General features: G+C 69.6%; 12 protein-coding genes and 1 tRNA gene. 10 read left to right on the forward strand and 3 right to left on the reverse strand.

Annotation, left to right across the window (positions count from 1 at the left end; translation table 11 throughout):
- Window positions 1–55: 55 nt before the first annotated feature.
- The gene (locus tag O1Q96_RS14250; RefSeq protein WP_269248521.1) at window positions 56–889 is read left to right on the forward strand and encodes a GNAT family N-acetyltransferase; all 834 of its coding nucleotides are present in this window, start codon (window positions 56–58) and stop codon (window positions 887–889) included.
- Between the two features lie 18 nt (window positions 890–907).
- Here the strand turns inward: O1Q96_RS14250 and O1Q96_RS14255 are convergent, their stop codons facing one another.
- The gene (locus O1Q96_RS14255) at window positions 908–1,432 is read right to left on the reverse strand and encodes a DsbA family protein (protein ID WP_269248522.1); all 525 of its coding nucleotides are present in this window, start codon (window positions 1,430–1,432) and stop codon (window positions 908–910) included.
- A gap of 327 nt (window positions 1,433–1,759) precedes the next feature.
- Between O1Q96_RS14255 and O1Q96_RS14260 the strand changes: the two genes are divergently transcribed.
- Both O1Q96_RS14260 and O1Q96_RS14265 read left to right on the forward strand, forming a co-directional pair.
- Window positions 1,760–2,206 carry a hypothetical protein gene (locus O1Q96_RS14260; RefSeq protein ID WP_269248523.1) on the forward strand — a complete coding sequence of 149 codons (447 nt, stop codon included), beginning with the start codon at window positions 1,760–1,762 and terminating at the stop codon, window positions 2,204–2,206.
- 183 nt (window positions 2,207–2,389) lie between these two features.
- On the forward strand, window positions 2,390–2,542 hold the full coding sequence (locus O1Q96_RS14265; protein WP_217454350.1) for a hypothetical protein: 153 nt from the start codon (window positions 2,390–2,392) through the stop codon (window positions 2,540–2,542).
- Between the two features lie 41 nt (window positions 2,543–2,583).
- On the opposite strand, the gene O1Q96_RS14270 is transcribed toward O1Q96_RS14265, so the two are convergent.
- Together O1Q96_RS14270 and O1Q96_RS14275 are read right to left on the reverse strand one after the other, a co-directional pair.
- Window positions 2,584–3,141: a CGNR zinc finger domain-containing protein gene (locus O1Q96_RS14270; protein WP_217454349.1), complete on the reverse strand. Its 558-nt coding sequence runs from the start codon at window positions 3,139–3,141 to the stop codon at window positions 2,584–2,586.
- Between the two features lie 344 nt (window positions 3,142–3,485).
- Window positions 3,486–3,899, reverse strand: a complete 414-nt coding sequence (locus tag O1Q96_RS14275) for an SsgA family sporulation/cell division regulator (RefSeq protein ID WP_003959770.1) — start codon at window positions 3,897–3,899, stop codon at window positions 3,486–3,488.
- Window positions 3,900–4,090: 191 nt separating this feature from the next.
- Here O1Q96_RS14275 and O1Q96_RS14280 point away from each other — a divergent pair, with 191 nt between their 5' ends.
- The 7 genes from O1Q96_RS14280 (at window position 4,091) to O1Q96_RS14310 (ending at window position 12,041) form a co-directional block, all read left to right on the forward strand.
- Complete coding sequence (locus O1Q96_RS14280) at window positions 4,091–4,525, forward strand: TIGR02611 family protein (protein WP_269248524.1); 435 nt, start codon at window positions 4,091–4,093, stop codon at window positions 4,523–4,525.
- A gap of 81 nt (window positions 4,526–4,606) precedes the next feature.
- Window positions 4,607–4,678: transfer RNA gene (locus O1Q96_RS14285), tRNA-Val, on the forward strand.
- A 765-nt stretch (window positions 4,679–5,443) separates the two neighbouring features.
- Window positions 5,444–6,733 (forward strand): ABC transporter substrate-binding protein, encoded by a 1,290-nt coding sequence (locus tag O1Q96_RS14290; protein WP_269248525.1) that lies wholly within the window; start codon window positions 5,444–5,446, stop codon window positions 6,731–6,733.
- Window positions 6,733–7,704, forward strand: coding sequence for a carbohydrate ABC transporter permease (locus tag O1Q96_RS14295; RefSeq protein WP_269248526.1), 972 nt, complete (start codon window positions 6,733–6,735; stop codon window positions 7,702–7,704). Before O1Q96_RS14290 ends, O1Q96_RS14295 begins: the two co-directional genes overlap by 1 nt.
- Window positions 7,701–8,579, forward strand: a complete 879-nt coding sequence (locus tag O1Q96_RS14300) for a carbohydrate ABC transporter permease (RefSeq protein ID WP_269248527.1) — start codon at window positions 7,701–7,703, stop codon at window positions 8,577–8,579. The genes O1Q96_RS14295 and O1Q96_RS14300 overlap by 4 nt, the downstream gene beginning before the upstream one ends.
- Window positions 8,580–8,586: 7 nt before the next feature.
- Entirely contained in the window at window positions 8,587–9,201 is a 615-nt protein-coding gene (locus O1Q96_RS14305) for a hypothetical protein (RefSeq protein ID WP_269248528.1), read from the forward strand.
- A 92-nt stretch (window positions 9,202–9,293) separates the two neighbouring features.
- The gene (locus tag O1Q96_RS14310; RefSeq protein ID WP_269248529.1) at window positions 9,294–12,041 is read left to right on the forward strand and encodes an exo-rhamnogalacturonan lyase family protein; all 2,748 of its coding nucleotides are present in this window, start codon (window positions 9,294–9,296) and stop codon (window positions 12,039–12,041) included.
- The last annotated feature ends 11 nt before the right edge of the window (window positions 12,042–12,052 follow it).

Raw genomic sequence — 12,052 nt, forward strand, 5'->3', positions numbered from 1 at the left:
GCCGTCGGCCGAAACGGATGGCGCGAGCCCCGTCCGGGCGGGTACAACACCCCTGATGACCACCACCCTGCGGCCGACCGAGCCGCTTCAGCGCGATGCCGACGGGGCGTTGTCCCGCCACTACACGGTGTGCGTGAACAGCCGTCCCGTGGGCGCGGTGCACCTGGCCACCCACCCCGATTTCGGGTCGTCGGTGGCCCAGATCCGTGAGCTTGCCATCGAGGAGCCGGACCGGGGGCGCGGACGGGCCACCGTGGCCGCGCTCGCCGCGGAGGAGGTGGCACGCGGCTGGGGCTGCGAGCGGATCGAGGCGTCGGTACCCGCCGGTGCGGCGGCCGCTCTGCGGCTGGCGACGGCCCTCGGGTACGTGGTGCGCAACCGCGCCATGGAGAAGCGGCTCGGCGCCGCGCCGCCCGCGCCGCCCGCGTTGCCCGCGGGCAGCCGGGGGCGGCCCATGACGGAGGCCGAGTACGGGCCGTGGGTGGAGCAGGTCAAGGAGGCCTACGCCCAGGAGTGGATCACCCGGGGGGTGCCCGAGGCCGAGGCCCGAGCCAAGTCCGAGCTGGACCACGCCACTCTGCTGCCGGACGGGCTCAGCAGCGAGGGGATGGACATCCTCGTCCTGGAGCACGAGGGAACGCCGGTCGGCACACTGCAACTGGGATCGAGCGAGGGGTGGGCGTTCGTCTACGACGTCGAGGCCGACGAGAGACACCGGGGCCGGGGCCACGGCCGTTCGCTGATGCTGCTGGCGGAGGCGCAGACGGTCGCCGCCGGACGCCCCGGCATCCGCCTGAACGTCTTCGCCGACAACGCCCCGGCCGAGCGGCTCTACGAGTCACTCGGCTACGAGACGACCACGTACCACCTCTACAAGGACCTGCTGTAGGGCAAGCGGCCGGGGCCGTCAGGCGTCCCGCTCGGCCAGCAGCCGGTCCACGATCTCCTCGACGCGCGCGCGGAGCCCTTCCTGGCTCTTGCCGCCGTCCAGGTGCTCACCGTCGATCACGTAGGTGGGGGTGCCGGTCACGCCGATGGCCTTGCCCTCGGCCTGGTCGGCGTCGACGATCAGCATGTGCCGCCCGTCGATGAGCGCCGTGTCGAACTCCTCGGCGTCCAGGCCGAGTTCCCGGGCGACCTCGACGAGAAGGGCCTCTCCCCGGCGGTCCAGCTCGGACACACGCTCCAGCACCGCCTCGACGTACGGCCAGGCCAGGCCCTGCTCCGCGGCCTCCTCGGCGGCCTGCGCGGCCGCGAACGCGTGCTGGTGCTTCTCCAGCGGGAAGTGCCGCAGCCGCAGCTCCAGCCGGTCCCCGTAGCGGGCGCGCAGCGCGCGCAGGTCGTCGAGGGCGCTACGGCAGTCCGGGCACTGGAGTTCGCACCAGACGTCCAGGACGGGGACGGCGGGGCGGGCGGAGGAGGAGTCGCTCATGGGGCCAGTGTCCCAGCCGGGGCCCGCGCGACCCAACCGGGAGCACCGGCGGCCCGGGGCGGACCGCAACCGCGGGCGACTCGGCCGGGCCCGGGGCCGGCGCGACCAGCCCGGCCCGGACCGGGGCCGGTCCTTCCGGCCGGGACCCGGGAGTCGGTCCTTGGGACGGGGACCGCGGGACGAGTCGCCGGGACCGCGACCTCAGGAGGACCCGACCCGGAGATGTCCCTGAGGTATCCCCGGACCATGGCATACCGGGCGTGGGGCGGTGCAGGATGGAAGGGACGAAGTGGGCCCTGCCCGACCCCGCCATGCCTGGAGGACCGGATGATTGCCGAGACCGTCTGTTCCGCCGTGGCCGCGGCGGGCCTGGGTATCGCCGCGGTCACCGCGTACCGCAAGCGTCTCCTCGCGGCGGCCCGCCTCGCCGCGTACGCGCTGGTCCCGCTGGGCCTGGTACTGACCGGGGCCGTCGAATGGGTGGCCGAGACCGCCTTCAGTCCGACGGCCTGGGCGGGGTTCGGCGTGCTCGGCGTGGCCTGGCTGCTGTTCATGACCACGCGTGCCGTGGAGCGTCGTACGGGCGGGACCCGCAAGGAGCGCAGGGCGGCCCGGGCCGCGCAGCGCGAGGCGGTGGCCCCGGCCGCCTCGGCGCCTTCGCTGCGCCCGGGGGCCGTCCGCCCGGCAGCCCGGCCCGCGGCCAAGCCCGGCAAGGCCGGGGCGGGGGACGACTTCAGCGACATCGAGGCCATCCTGAAGAAGCACGGGATCTGAGGAAACCGCAGCGCAGGGCATCGCGCGCCGACCCGCCGGACCGGGCGGACACGCGACCGGGGCACGGGCGAGAGGGCCTATCCCAGATCGTGGACCGCCGTGTCACGGATTTCGGCTAACTCCCCCATATTTCGGGCGTGTTGATCGCTTCGGGAGTCCCGGCTGCGTCATCATCGCGGCGAGATGCTGGACACAACCCAGAGCGACACCGTGGTTCCTTCCGAGGAGCGGCGGGGTTGTCTCTTCGCGCTTTCCCAGCCACCGCTGATGATCTTCCTTGCGGTGATCGGCTGTCTGCTGCTCATGGCTTCGCTGCACGATCTGCTGCTGCTCTGAGCCGTACGCGGAGTCCCTGGCGTCACCCGCCGAGGACTCCGTCAGCCCGCCGCCTCCTTGCGTCGCGCCCGGTAGGCGGCCACATGCAGACGGTTTCCGCAGGTCCGGCTGTCGCAGTAGCGGCGGGAGCGGTTGCGGGAGAGGTCGACGAACGCGCGTCGGCAGTCCGGTGCCTCACAGCGGCGCAGTCGCTCCTGTTCCCCCGCCACCACGAAGAAGGCCAGTGCCATGCCGCAGTCCGCGGCGAGGTGGTCGGCGACGGACGCGCCCGGCGCGAAATAGTGCACGTGCCAGTCGTAGCCGTCGTGGTCCGTGAGGCGGGGCGTGGTGCCCGCGGCGGCGACCAGGTCGTTGATGAGCACGGCGGCGGCCCGGGCGTCGGGAGCCGCGAAGACCCCGGCGAAGCGCCCGCGGATCCTGCGCACCGCCGAGAGGTCGAGCTCGGTCAGGGTCCCGACATCGCTCATGTCGTGCTTTCCTACGAACTCGAGCAGCGCCGCGAGGTTCGCCAGTCCGTCCGTCGTGTCGTCCTCCGGTGCGGTGTTCACCAGATCGACCACGGTGTCGAGGGCGCACCGGGTGTCGTGGGTGATCAGCACGTTTCGCTCCCTGGCCTGGGGGTCGGGCGGACGCCCGCCGATGCTGGCCGATGCTAGCGGCTTCCCGGCGCGGGTGACCCGGAGCCGGCCACGCGGAGGATGCCGGGGAGGAGGCCGTGTGCGGCCCGCACGCGGTCGCGGACGGTACGCGGGGCCACCTCCGTGCCCGGACGGGCGCGAGGTGCGCCTGCGCCTTCCAGGGGCCCGTCCCCGGGACGCACGCACGGGCGCCGCCCCCGCGTGGTTTCGCGGAGACGGCGCCCGTGTATGCCATATGCGGTTGTCTGAGCCCGAGCCGTCTCCCCGAGTGGACGGCGCCGGGCGGCTTGGTGCGGAGCCTCGTCCTAGCTTTCGGCCAGGATGTGAGAGAGCTCCGTGTCGAGATCGAAGTGCCGGTGTTCCGTGCCGGGGGGCACGGCGGCGTCGGTTCGCTTCAGGAACGACTCCAGGGCCCGCGCCGGGGCCTCGAGCAGGGCTTCGCCCTCCGGAGAGCTCAGGGCGATGCACACGACGCCCTGACCGTGACTGCGGGACGGCCAGACTCGGACGTCGCCGGTACCGGTGGGCCGATGAAGACCCTCAGCGAGGAGATCGCGGGCGAACACCCATTCGACTGTCTCCTCGGCTCCGGTGTGGAAGGTGGCGTGCACGGCGTAGGGATCGGCCGTGTCGTACCGCAGGCCTGCGGGGACAGGCAAAGAGGACTCGCTCGACACAACGAGGCGCAGGTGCAGCTCGCAGCTGACCGTGGTGTTCATAAGCGCCAGGGCCTTTCGCTCAGTGTGCGCTCGGGGATTCGCACGTCGGCGAAATCGACATGCCACCTACGGTGCCGTTGTAAACCCCTCTGAGTGTTTTGCGTGTCTTTAGGTACCTCATCCGGCCGAGTGCTCGTTCGCGTAGTACGACCATTTCGGTGACTGGTTTCCGTCCGGTAGGGTTTGGCCGTATGAATACGGGGAGTGACGGATCGGGGGAGGTCGCCATGGCGACCGACGAAACGAAGGGCGAGCCGGCGCTCGGATCCCGGGCGCCGCATTTCATCAAGGCCCGCCGCATGCTGCATCTGAGCTGGCAGGTGGGCGTGTTCGTGGTGGGTCTCGCGGTCGTCGTGGCCGGTGTGATCATGCTGCCCCTGCCCGGCCCGGGCTGGCTGGTGATCTTCGGCGGCATGGCGATCTGGGCGACCGAGTTCGTCTGGGCGCAGCTGGCGCTCCGCTGGACCAAACGCAAAGTCACCGAGGCGACACAGAAGGCTCTCGACCCGAAGGTCCGACGCCGCAACATCATCCTGACGACCGTCGGGCTGGTGATCATCGCGGTGCTGGCCGGTGTCTACGTCTGGAAGTTCGGCCTCGCGATGCCGTGGAGCATCAAGGAGTAGAGGCGCTCCGCCCGCCCGTGGGCAGGCTCCTGGGCCCGGTCGGACCACCCTCTGACATGGGGTAATCTACTGTCTGCGCCCGGGCGATTAGCTCAGCGGGAGAGCGCTTCGTTCACACCGAAGAGGTCACTGGTTCGATCCCAGTATCGCCCACGTTGCCGACAGGCGGCTCGGGTCCACGGATGACGTGGACCCGAGCCGCCTGTCGGCGTTCTGCAGGCTTTGGGGTCCGGACCCCGGGGATCGAGGCTGTTCCGCCCGGGACGCTTCACCGTCCTGACCAGGCGTTCTGCGCCGAGAGGGCGCGACGTCGGAATGGGGCCGCCCGCTGCTTGCCCGCCGGCCGCTCCGATGGTCCCTCCGTCGGCCACCCCGCGGCCGTCCCGGCGCTGTCGCGGCCCCCGCCCCGGCGGGAGGGGGTGCCCGGGGGCTCGATCGCCGCTCTCCCTGCTTCGTCAACTCACCCCCGCATGCGGCCCGTTCACGCACGTCGGCCGTCTCCCGGGGTCCGTGGGGCCGGCCTCGCCCCGTCATCGGCGCCCCGCTGTCTCCGCTGTCGGTTCGGACCGGTTGGACGGGCCGGCCGGCTGAACCGGTGGTGCGGACGCGTCCGGCGTCCGCGGTCGCCACCCACCGTCACTCCGGCGTCCCCGCGCCTCTCGCTTCCGGCCGTCCTCTTTTCAACTGCCCTCCTCCGCAGCGTTGTTCGACCACCCGACACGCCCCTCCCCACCTGCGGAATCATCCAACTCCCGGTCGGTTTCAGGCCAGTTCGCGTGCTCGCGTGGGCAGCCCGGTTCACATCAATTCCTGTCCGAATCATTGACGCCCGCTGAGGGCCTCCGTACCTTGTGCCAGCAAGCGCTTACTTGAAACGATTCATGGCAGCGGACAGTGACGTCGCGGGGAGGCCCGACTATGGGGAAAAACGGGAGTGTCGAGAGGCGGACGGTCCTCAAGGCGACCGGAGCGTCGCTGGCCACACTGGGGCTGGCCACGACAACGGCCTGCGGGGGAGACGGTGGTGGGTCGGGGGACGGCAGCGTCGAGATCCGCTTCGCCTGGTGGGGTGCGGAGGAGCGGGCCAAGCGCATCAATCAGTCCATCAAGCTCTTCGAGAAGAAGTACCCGAAGATCAAGGTGAAGACGGACTTCCAGGATTACGTGGCCTTTTGGGAGAAGTTCCAGACCCAGGCCGCGGGCGGGAATCCGCCGGACGTATTCCAGAACGCCGTCGCCTTTCTGCGGAAGTACGACAAGAGAAGTGTCCTGCTCGACCTCAAGCCCCAAGTCGACGCGGGAAATCTGAACCTCAAGAACTTCCGCGCCGGTGTCGAGAAGGTCGGCGAGGTGGACGGAAAGCTGCTCGGCATACCCGTCGGCTCCAACACCATGTCACTGGTCATTGACGAGAAGGTCTTCTCGAAGGCCGGAATCAAGCCCAAGCAGGGCTGGACCTGGGACGAGTACTTCGCCGCCCTCAAGAAGATCCACGACACCCAGAAGGTGGCGGGCGACACCGGCTACTTCGGGATCATGTACCTGTACGACCTCTACCTGCGGCAGAACGGCAAGGCGTTCTTCACGGAGGACGGTCTCGGCTTCGACGAGGCCGATCTGACGGAGTGGTGGCAGGACGGGTACAACCGCGTCAAGGCGGGGATCATCACCGACCCGAAGAAGGTCGAGCAGCTCAAGCCCAAGTCGGCGCTGGCTTCCGGTGACGGCGCGTCCGAGTTCACCTGGGACAACTTCACCGTGCGCTACACCACGGAGGGGGACAGCAGCTACGGGCTGGCGCCGATCCCGACGACCGACGGCAAGGAGACCGGTCAGTACCTCTCCTCGCTCATGCTGAGCGGCTCGGCGCGGACGAAGCACCCCAAGGAGGTCGCCCAGTTCATCGACTTCATGGTGCACGACCCCGAGGTCGGCAAGATCATGGGCTACGACCGCGGCATCCTCGCCACCACCGAGCAGTTCGAGGCGTACAAGCCGACCGACGCCCCGAACCAGGCGATCGCGAAGTACGAGGAGGACGTCGCCAAGGCCGGGGTTCTCGGGACCATCACCCCGCACCCGGCGGGCGCCGACACCGTCGAAGCCGCTTTCCTGCGCGTCGCCGCCGACATGTCGACGGGCAAGACCAAGGTCTCCGACGCGGTCAAGCAGTTCTTCTCCGAGGCGAAGACCGCCCTCGCCGCCTGATGGGAACAGCTGTGACGACGCTCATCAAGGACTCTCCGCCGGATGCTCCGGAGAAGCGTCCCGGTCCCCCCGCCGCCGTGAGGCGGCGGGGGCGCCGGGAGAATCTGGCCGGCTATCTCTTCATGTCCCCGTGGATCGCGGGCTTTCTGCTGCTGACCGCGGGGCCCATGGCCGCCTCGCTGTATTTCGCGTTCACCGACTACAACCTCTTCGACTCCCCGAAGTGGATCGGCTTCGACAACTTCACCAGGATGCTCGACGATCCACGGTGGCAGAAGTCGGTGGAGGTGACGGCGAAGTACGTCGTCATCGGCACCCCGCTGAAGCTGCTGCTCGCGCTGGGGGTCGCCCTGCTGCTCGCGCAGAGCAGGCGCGGGCAGGCCTTCTACCGGGCCGCGTTCTACGCTCCGTCGCTGATCGGCGCGAGTGTGTCCGTCGGCTTCGTGTGGCGGGCGCTCTTCTCCGACGACGCCATCGTGAACCGCACGCAGTCGTTCCTCGGCTGGAACGTGGGCGGCTGGGTCGGAGACCCGGACTGGGTGCTCTACAGCCTGGTGGCGCTGACCGTCTGGCAGTTCGGCGCACCCATGGTCATCTTCCTCGCCGGTCTGAAACAGGTGCCGAAGGAGCTGTACGAGGCGGCCGAGGTGGACGGCGCCGGGCCGTTCAAGCGGTTCTGGAGCATCACCCTGCCGATGATCTCGCCGGTGCTGTTCTTCAACGTCCTGCTGGAGACCATCCACTCGTTCCAGATCTTCGGCTCGGCGTACGTGGTCTCCAACGCCACCTGCGGACCGGCCGACTCCACGCTCGTCTACACCTGTTACCTGTACCAGAAGGGCTTCAAGGAAGCCCAGATGGGCTTCGCCTCCGCGATGGCCTGGATGCTGCTGCTCGCCGTGGCGCTGGTGACGGTTGTCCTCTTCTGGTCCCAGAAGCGATGGGTGCACTACGAGGAGGCCTCCCGATGAGCACCACCACGACCACTGAGCGCAAGCCCCTGGAACTAGGGCGCAAACGCACCGGATCGCTCGCCTGGCACATCGGCGCCCTGCTCGTCCTCGCGGTCGTCCTCTACCCCGTCATCTGGGTCCTCGGCGCCTCGTTCAAGCCCAGCCGGGAGATCATCGGCAGCCTGGAGCTCTTCCCGACCAGCCCGATCCTCCAGAACTTCAAGGGACTCGCCGACGGCATCGCGGACATCTCGATCGCGACGTTCTTCGAGAACTCCCTCTTCTACGCGCTCGGCTCCGTCGTCGGCATCCTCATCTCCTGCTCGCTGACGGCGTACGCCTTCGCCCGCATCCGGTTCGCCGGACGCAACCTGATGTTCTCGCTGATGATCGGCACGCTGCTGCTGCCGTACCACGTGCTGCTCATCCCGCAGTACGTGATGTTCCAGAAGATGGAACTGATCAACACGTACGTGCCGCTGCTGATCGGCAAGTACCTGGCCACCGAGGCGTTCTTCGTCTTCCTCATGGTGCAGTTCATGCGGAACCTGCCCAAGGAGCTGGACGAGGCGGCGCGGCTCGACGGCTGCGGACACCTGCGGATCTACTGGTCGATCGTGCTGCCGCTCTGCCGGCCGGCTCTCATCACCAGCGCGATCTTCACCTTCATCAACGCCTGGAACGACTTCATGGGCCCGCTGATCTACCTCAACGAGCCCGCCAAGTACACCGTCTCCCTCGGCATGATGATGTTCCGCGACCAGGAGGGCGTCGCCAACTACGGCGGCATGATCGCCATGTCCCTGGTGGCGCTGCTGCCCGTGCTGGCCTTCTTCCTCGCCTTCCAGCGCTACCTCATCGACGGTATGGCGACCTCCGGGCTGAAGGGCTGAGGCACACATGAAGGCTCGTACGGCACCGGCGCCGGCGTCCGTCCGGAAGCTGCCGAAGCGGGAGTCCGCCTTCGCCGAGCGGTTCGCACTCTTCGCCGAGTGTCTGCTCACGGGGGTGTGGATCGCCCTGGCCTCGCTGCCGGTGGTCACCTATCCCGCCGCGTTCGCCGCCGGATCGCGGCACCTCCGGCGGCGTACCGCCCACGTCGGCGGCGGCTGGCGGGAGTTCGTCGCGGACTTCCGTGCGGCCGTGCGCGGCGGATGGCTCGCCGGGCTCTTCGGCTGGGCCGCGGCCCTCGCGGTGTGGGTCGACGTCCAGGCCGTACGCGCCGGGATCCCCGGCGGCCCGTTCGTCGGGGCCGTGGGGCTGTTCGCACTGATCGGACTCGCCGTCGCCGGGCTGCGTGCGGCGGCGGTCTGGGAGCCTGGAGCCTCCTGGCGGGAGCTGCTGCCCGCCGCCGGGCGCCGCACCGTCCTGGACCCCGCCGGGTCCTTCCTGCTCGTCGGCGGACTGGCCGTCGTGGCCTGCTCCGCCTGGTTCGTGCTGCCGCTGGCGATCCCCGTCCTCGGGGCCGTAGCGGCGGCGGCCCTTGCCGTGGAGGAGCGCGGTCGGCGCCGCTGACCGGCCACACCGCACAAGGCCGGCGCCCCGGCGTCGCACCTCTCTCTGTCATGCCCCTGACTTCCCCGTACGGAAAGGAAGGCTGAGCCCTGATGTCTCCCATCCCCCGCAGGTCCCTCCTCAAGGCGGCCGCCGTCGCCGGAGCCGCCGCCCAGTTCAGCTGGGCCCTGGGCGCGAAGGACGCACAGGCCGCGCCGAGAGCCGAGGCCGCCGACGCGGACCCGGTGACCCTGGACTGGCTGGAGGACGGCGGCCTCGGCGCCGCCCCCGGCTCGACGGTGGGCGTGCCCTGGCCGAAGGGCACGTACGAGAAGGACCAGACGTTCGCGCTGAAGGACGCCGACGGCAAGGAGGTGCCCGTCCAGTCCTGGCCGATCGGCTACTGGCCGGACGGCTCCCTCAAGTGGACGGCACACGCGGTCGGCCCGGAGGCGGGGAACGGGAAGCTCACGCTCGACGCGGGTTCGCCCGCGGCTCCCGCGAAGAAGGTGACCGTCGACAGGCGTGGCGGTTCCATCACCGTCTCGACCGGTGTCATCACCGCCAGGATCGGCAAGAGCGGCTCCACGCTGGTGAAGTCCGTGCTGCGCGGTTCGACGGAGATCGCCAAGGACGGCCGTCTCGTGCTGCTGCGCCAGCCCGAGATCGAGGACGGCGACCAGGGCACGGAGAAGTACGAACGGTTCGAGAGTGTCGTCGCGGAGGCCGAGGTCGAGCAGGACGGACCGGTCCGCGCGGTCGTCCGCATCGACGGCAAGCACCGCAAGGGCGGCCGGAGCTGGCTCCCCTTCTCGGTCCGGCTCTACTTCTACGCGGGCGCCGAGTCCTTCCGCATGGTGCACACGATCACCTTCGACGGCACCCAGGAGCCCGGCAAGGCCGGCGGAGACTTCATCCGCGGCATCGGTGTCCGCTTCAAGGTGCCGATGCGCGACGCCGCGTACGACCGGCACATCCGTATCGGCGGCGAGGGGACCGGTCTGCTCCGCGAGGCGGTGAAGGGCGTCACCGGTCTGCGACGCGACCCGGGCGCCGCCGTGCGGACGGCCCAGTTCGAGGGCGAGAAGCTGCCCGACCCGTCGACCTGGGACCAGCGGGTCACCACCCGGCTCCAGTACATCCCCGAATGGGGTGACTACACCCTCTCGCAGCTCTCCGCCGACGGCTTCACGGTCCGCAAGCGGACCAAGAAGGGCCACGGCTGGATCGGCGCGGGTGGTGGCCGCCGGGCGAGCGGCTTCGGGTACGTCGGCGGTGCGAGCGGCGGACTGGCCTTCGGGCTGCGGGACTTCTGGGAGAAGTTCCCCGCCCAGCTCGACATCCGCGACGCGCAGACCGACGAGGCCGAGGTCACCCTGTGGCTGTGGTCGCCCGAGTCGCAGCCCATGGACCTGCGCTTCTACCACGACGGCATGGGCCAGGACACCTACCCCGAACAGCTCGAGGGCCTCAACATCACCTACGAGGACTACGAGCCCGGCTTCGGCACCCCGTACGGCATCGCCCGTACCAGCGAACTCCTCTTCTGGGCGCACGAGTCGACGCCGAGCGCCGAGGCGATGGCCAAGCAGGTGGACGCCGTGCGCACCCCGGCGCAGCTCGCCGCTCCGCCGGGTCACCTCATCAAGGCCGGTGTCTTCGGCAGGCTGTTCTCCGAGCCGGACCGTTCCACCGCCGCCAAGGCGAAGATCGAGGACCACCTCGACTTCCTCTTCACCTATTACAAGGACCAGGTGGAGATGCGCCGTTGGTACGGCTTCTGGGACTACGGCGACATCATGCACTCGTACGACCCGAGCCGGCACCAGTGGTGCTACGACGTGGGCGGCTACGCCTGGGACAACTCCGAGCTCTCGCCCGACCTGTGGCTCTGGTTCGCGTACATGCGCTCGGGCCGCGCCGACATCTTCCGGTTCGCGGAGGCCATGACCCGGCACACCGGCGAGGTCGACGTCTACCACCTGGGCAAGTGGGCGGGCCTCGGCACCCGGCACGGTGTCCAGCACTACGCGGACAGCGCCAAGCAGCAGCGCATCGCCAACACCACCTACCGCCGCTACTACTACTTCCTCACGGCGGACGAACGCGTCGGCGACCTCATGCACGCCAACGTCGACTCCGACGAGACGTTCCTCGTCCTCGACCCGATCCGCAAGATCCGCACCGAGCCGTACGAGCCGGACCGCAACGCCCTGTCGATCGGCTTCGGCACCGACTGGAGCGGCCTGGTGTCCGCGTGGCTCACCGAGTGGGAGCGGCGCGGCCCCAAGTGGGAGAAGGCCAGGGCGCGGGTCCTGTCGACGATGGAGACCATCGCCGCGCAGCCCAACGGGTTCGTTCAGGGCACTGCCCTGTACGACCTGGACACCGGGAAGTTCGCCGTCGCGGACAAGGCCGTGGTGGGGGTGTCGCACCTCTCGGCGATGTTCGGCCTGGTCGAGCTGAACGCCGAACTCCTCGACCAGATCGACATGCCGAAGTTCAAGGAGGCGTGGCTCGACTACTGCCGCTACTTCAACGCCACGAAGGCCGAGCAGGCCGCCCGGTACGGGTCCAACTTCGGCTCGCTGCTGCTGTTCCAGGGCCACTCGCGCCAGGACGCCTACGCAGCCGTCGAGTTGGGTGACGACAAGCTGGCCGCGCGGGCATGGCGGCAGTTCTACAACAGTGCCGACGCGTGGGACTACAAGGAGTCGACGGACTGGTCCACGAAGAAGGTCGAGGGGCCGACCGGCCTGGTCCCGGGCCGCGAGGCGCCGTGGGTGTCGACGAACACGACGGCGCTGTACGGGCTGGCGGCCATCCAGAACCTGGCCCTCGTCGGAGACAAGATGCCGTGACGCCCCGCTGA

The sequence above is a fragment of the Streptomyces aurantiacus genome (genome assembly GCF_027107535.1).
Taxonomy (GTDB): Bacteria; Actinomycetota; Actinomycetes; order Streptomycetales; family Streptomycetaceae; genus Streptomyces.

Excerpts from the sequence above, each read along its gene's own strand:
- O1Q96_RS14300 (WP_269248527.1), top strand. The coding sequence starts at position 7,701 with ATGAGCACCACCACGACCACTGAGCGCAAGCCCCTGGAACTAGGGCGC.
- O1Q96_RS14280 (WP_269248524.1), top strand. The coding sequence starts at position 4,091 with ATGAATACGGGGAGTGACGGATCGGGGGAGGTCGCCATGGCGACCGAC.
- O1Q96_RS14250 (WP_269248521.1), top strand. The coding sequence starts at position 56 with ATGACCACCACCCTGCGGCCGACCGAGCCGCTTCAGCGCGATGCCGAC.
- O1Q96_RS14255 (WP_269248522.1), bottom strand. The coding sequence starts at position 1,432 with ATGAGCGACTCCTCCTCCGCCCGCCCCGCCGTCCCCGTCCTGGACGTC.
- O1Q96_RS14305 (WP_269248528.1), top strand. The coding sequence starts at position 8,587 with ATGAAGGCTCGTACGGCACCGGCGCCGGCGTCCGTCCGGAAGCTGCCG.
- O1Q96_RS14295 (WP_269248526.1), top strand. The coding sequence starts at position 6,733 with ATGGGAACAGCTGTGACGACGCTCATCAAGGACTCTCCGCCGGATGCT.
- O1Q96_RS14260 (WP_269248523.1), top strand. The coding sequence starts at position 1,760 with ATGATTGCCGAGACCGTCTGTTCCGCCGTGGCCGCGGCGGGCCTGGGT.
- O1Q96_RS14275 (WP_003959770.1), bottom strand. The coding sequence starts at position 3,899 with ATGAACACCACGGTCAGCTGCGAGCTGCACCTGCGCCTCGTTGTGTCG.
- O1Q96_RS14290 (WP_269248525.1), top strand. The coding sequence starts at position 5,444 with ATGGGGAAAAACGGGAGTGTCGAGAGGCGGACGGTCCTCAAGGCGACC.
- O1Q96_RS14310 (WP_269248529.1), top strand. The coding sequence starts at position 9,294 with ATGTCTCCCATCCCCCGCAGGTCCCTCCTCAAGGCGGCCGCCGTCGCC.
- O1Q96_RS14265 (WP_217454350.1), top strand. The coding sequence starts at position 2,390 with ATGCTGGACACAACCCAGAGCGACACCGTGGTTCCTTCCGAGGAGCGG.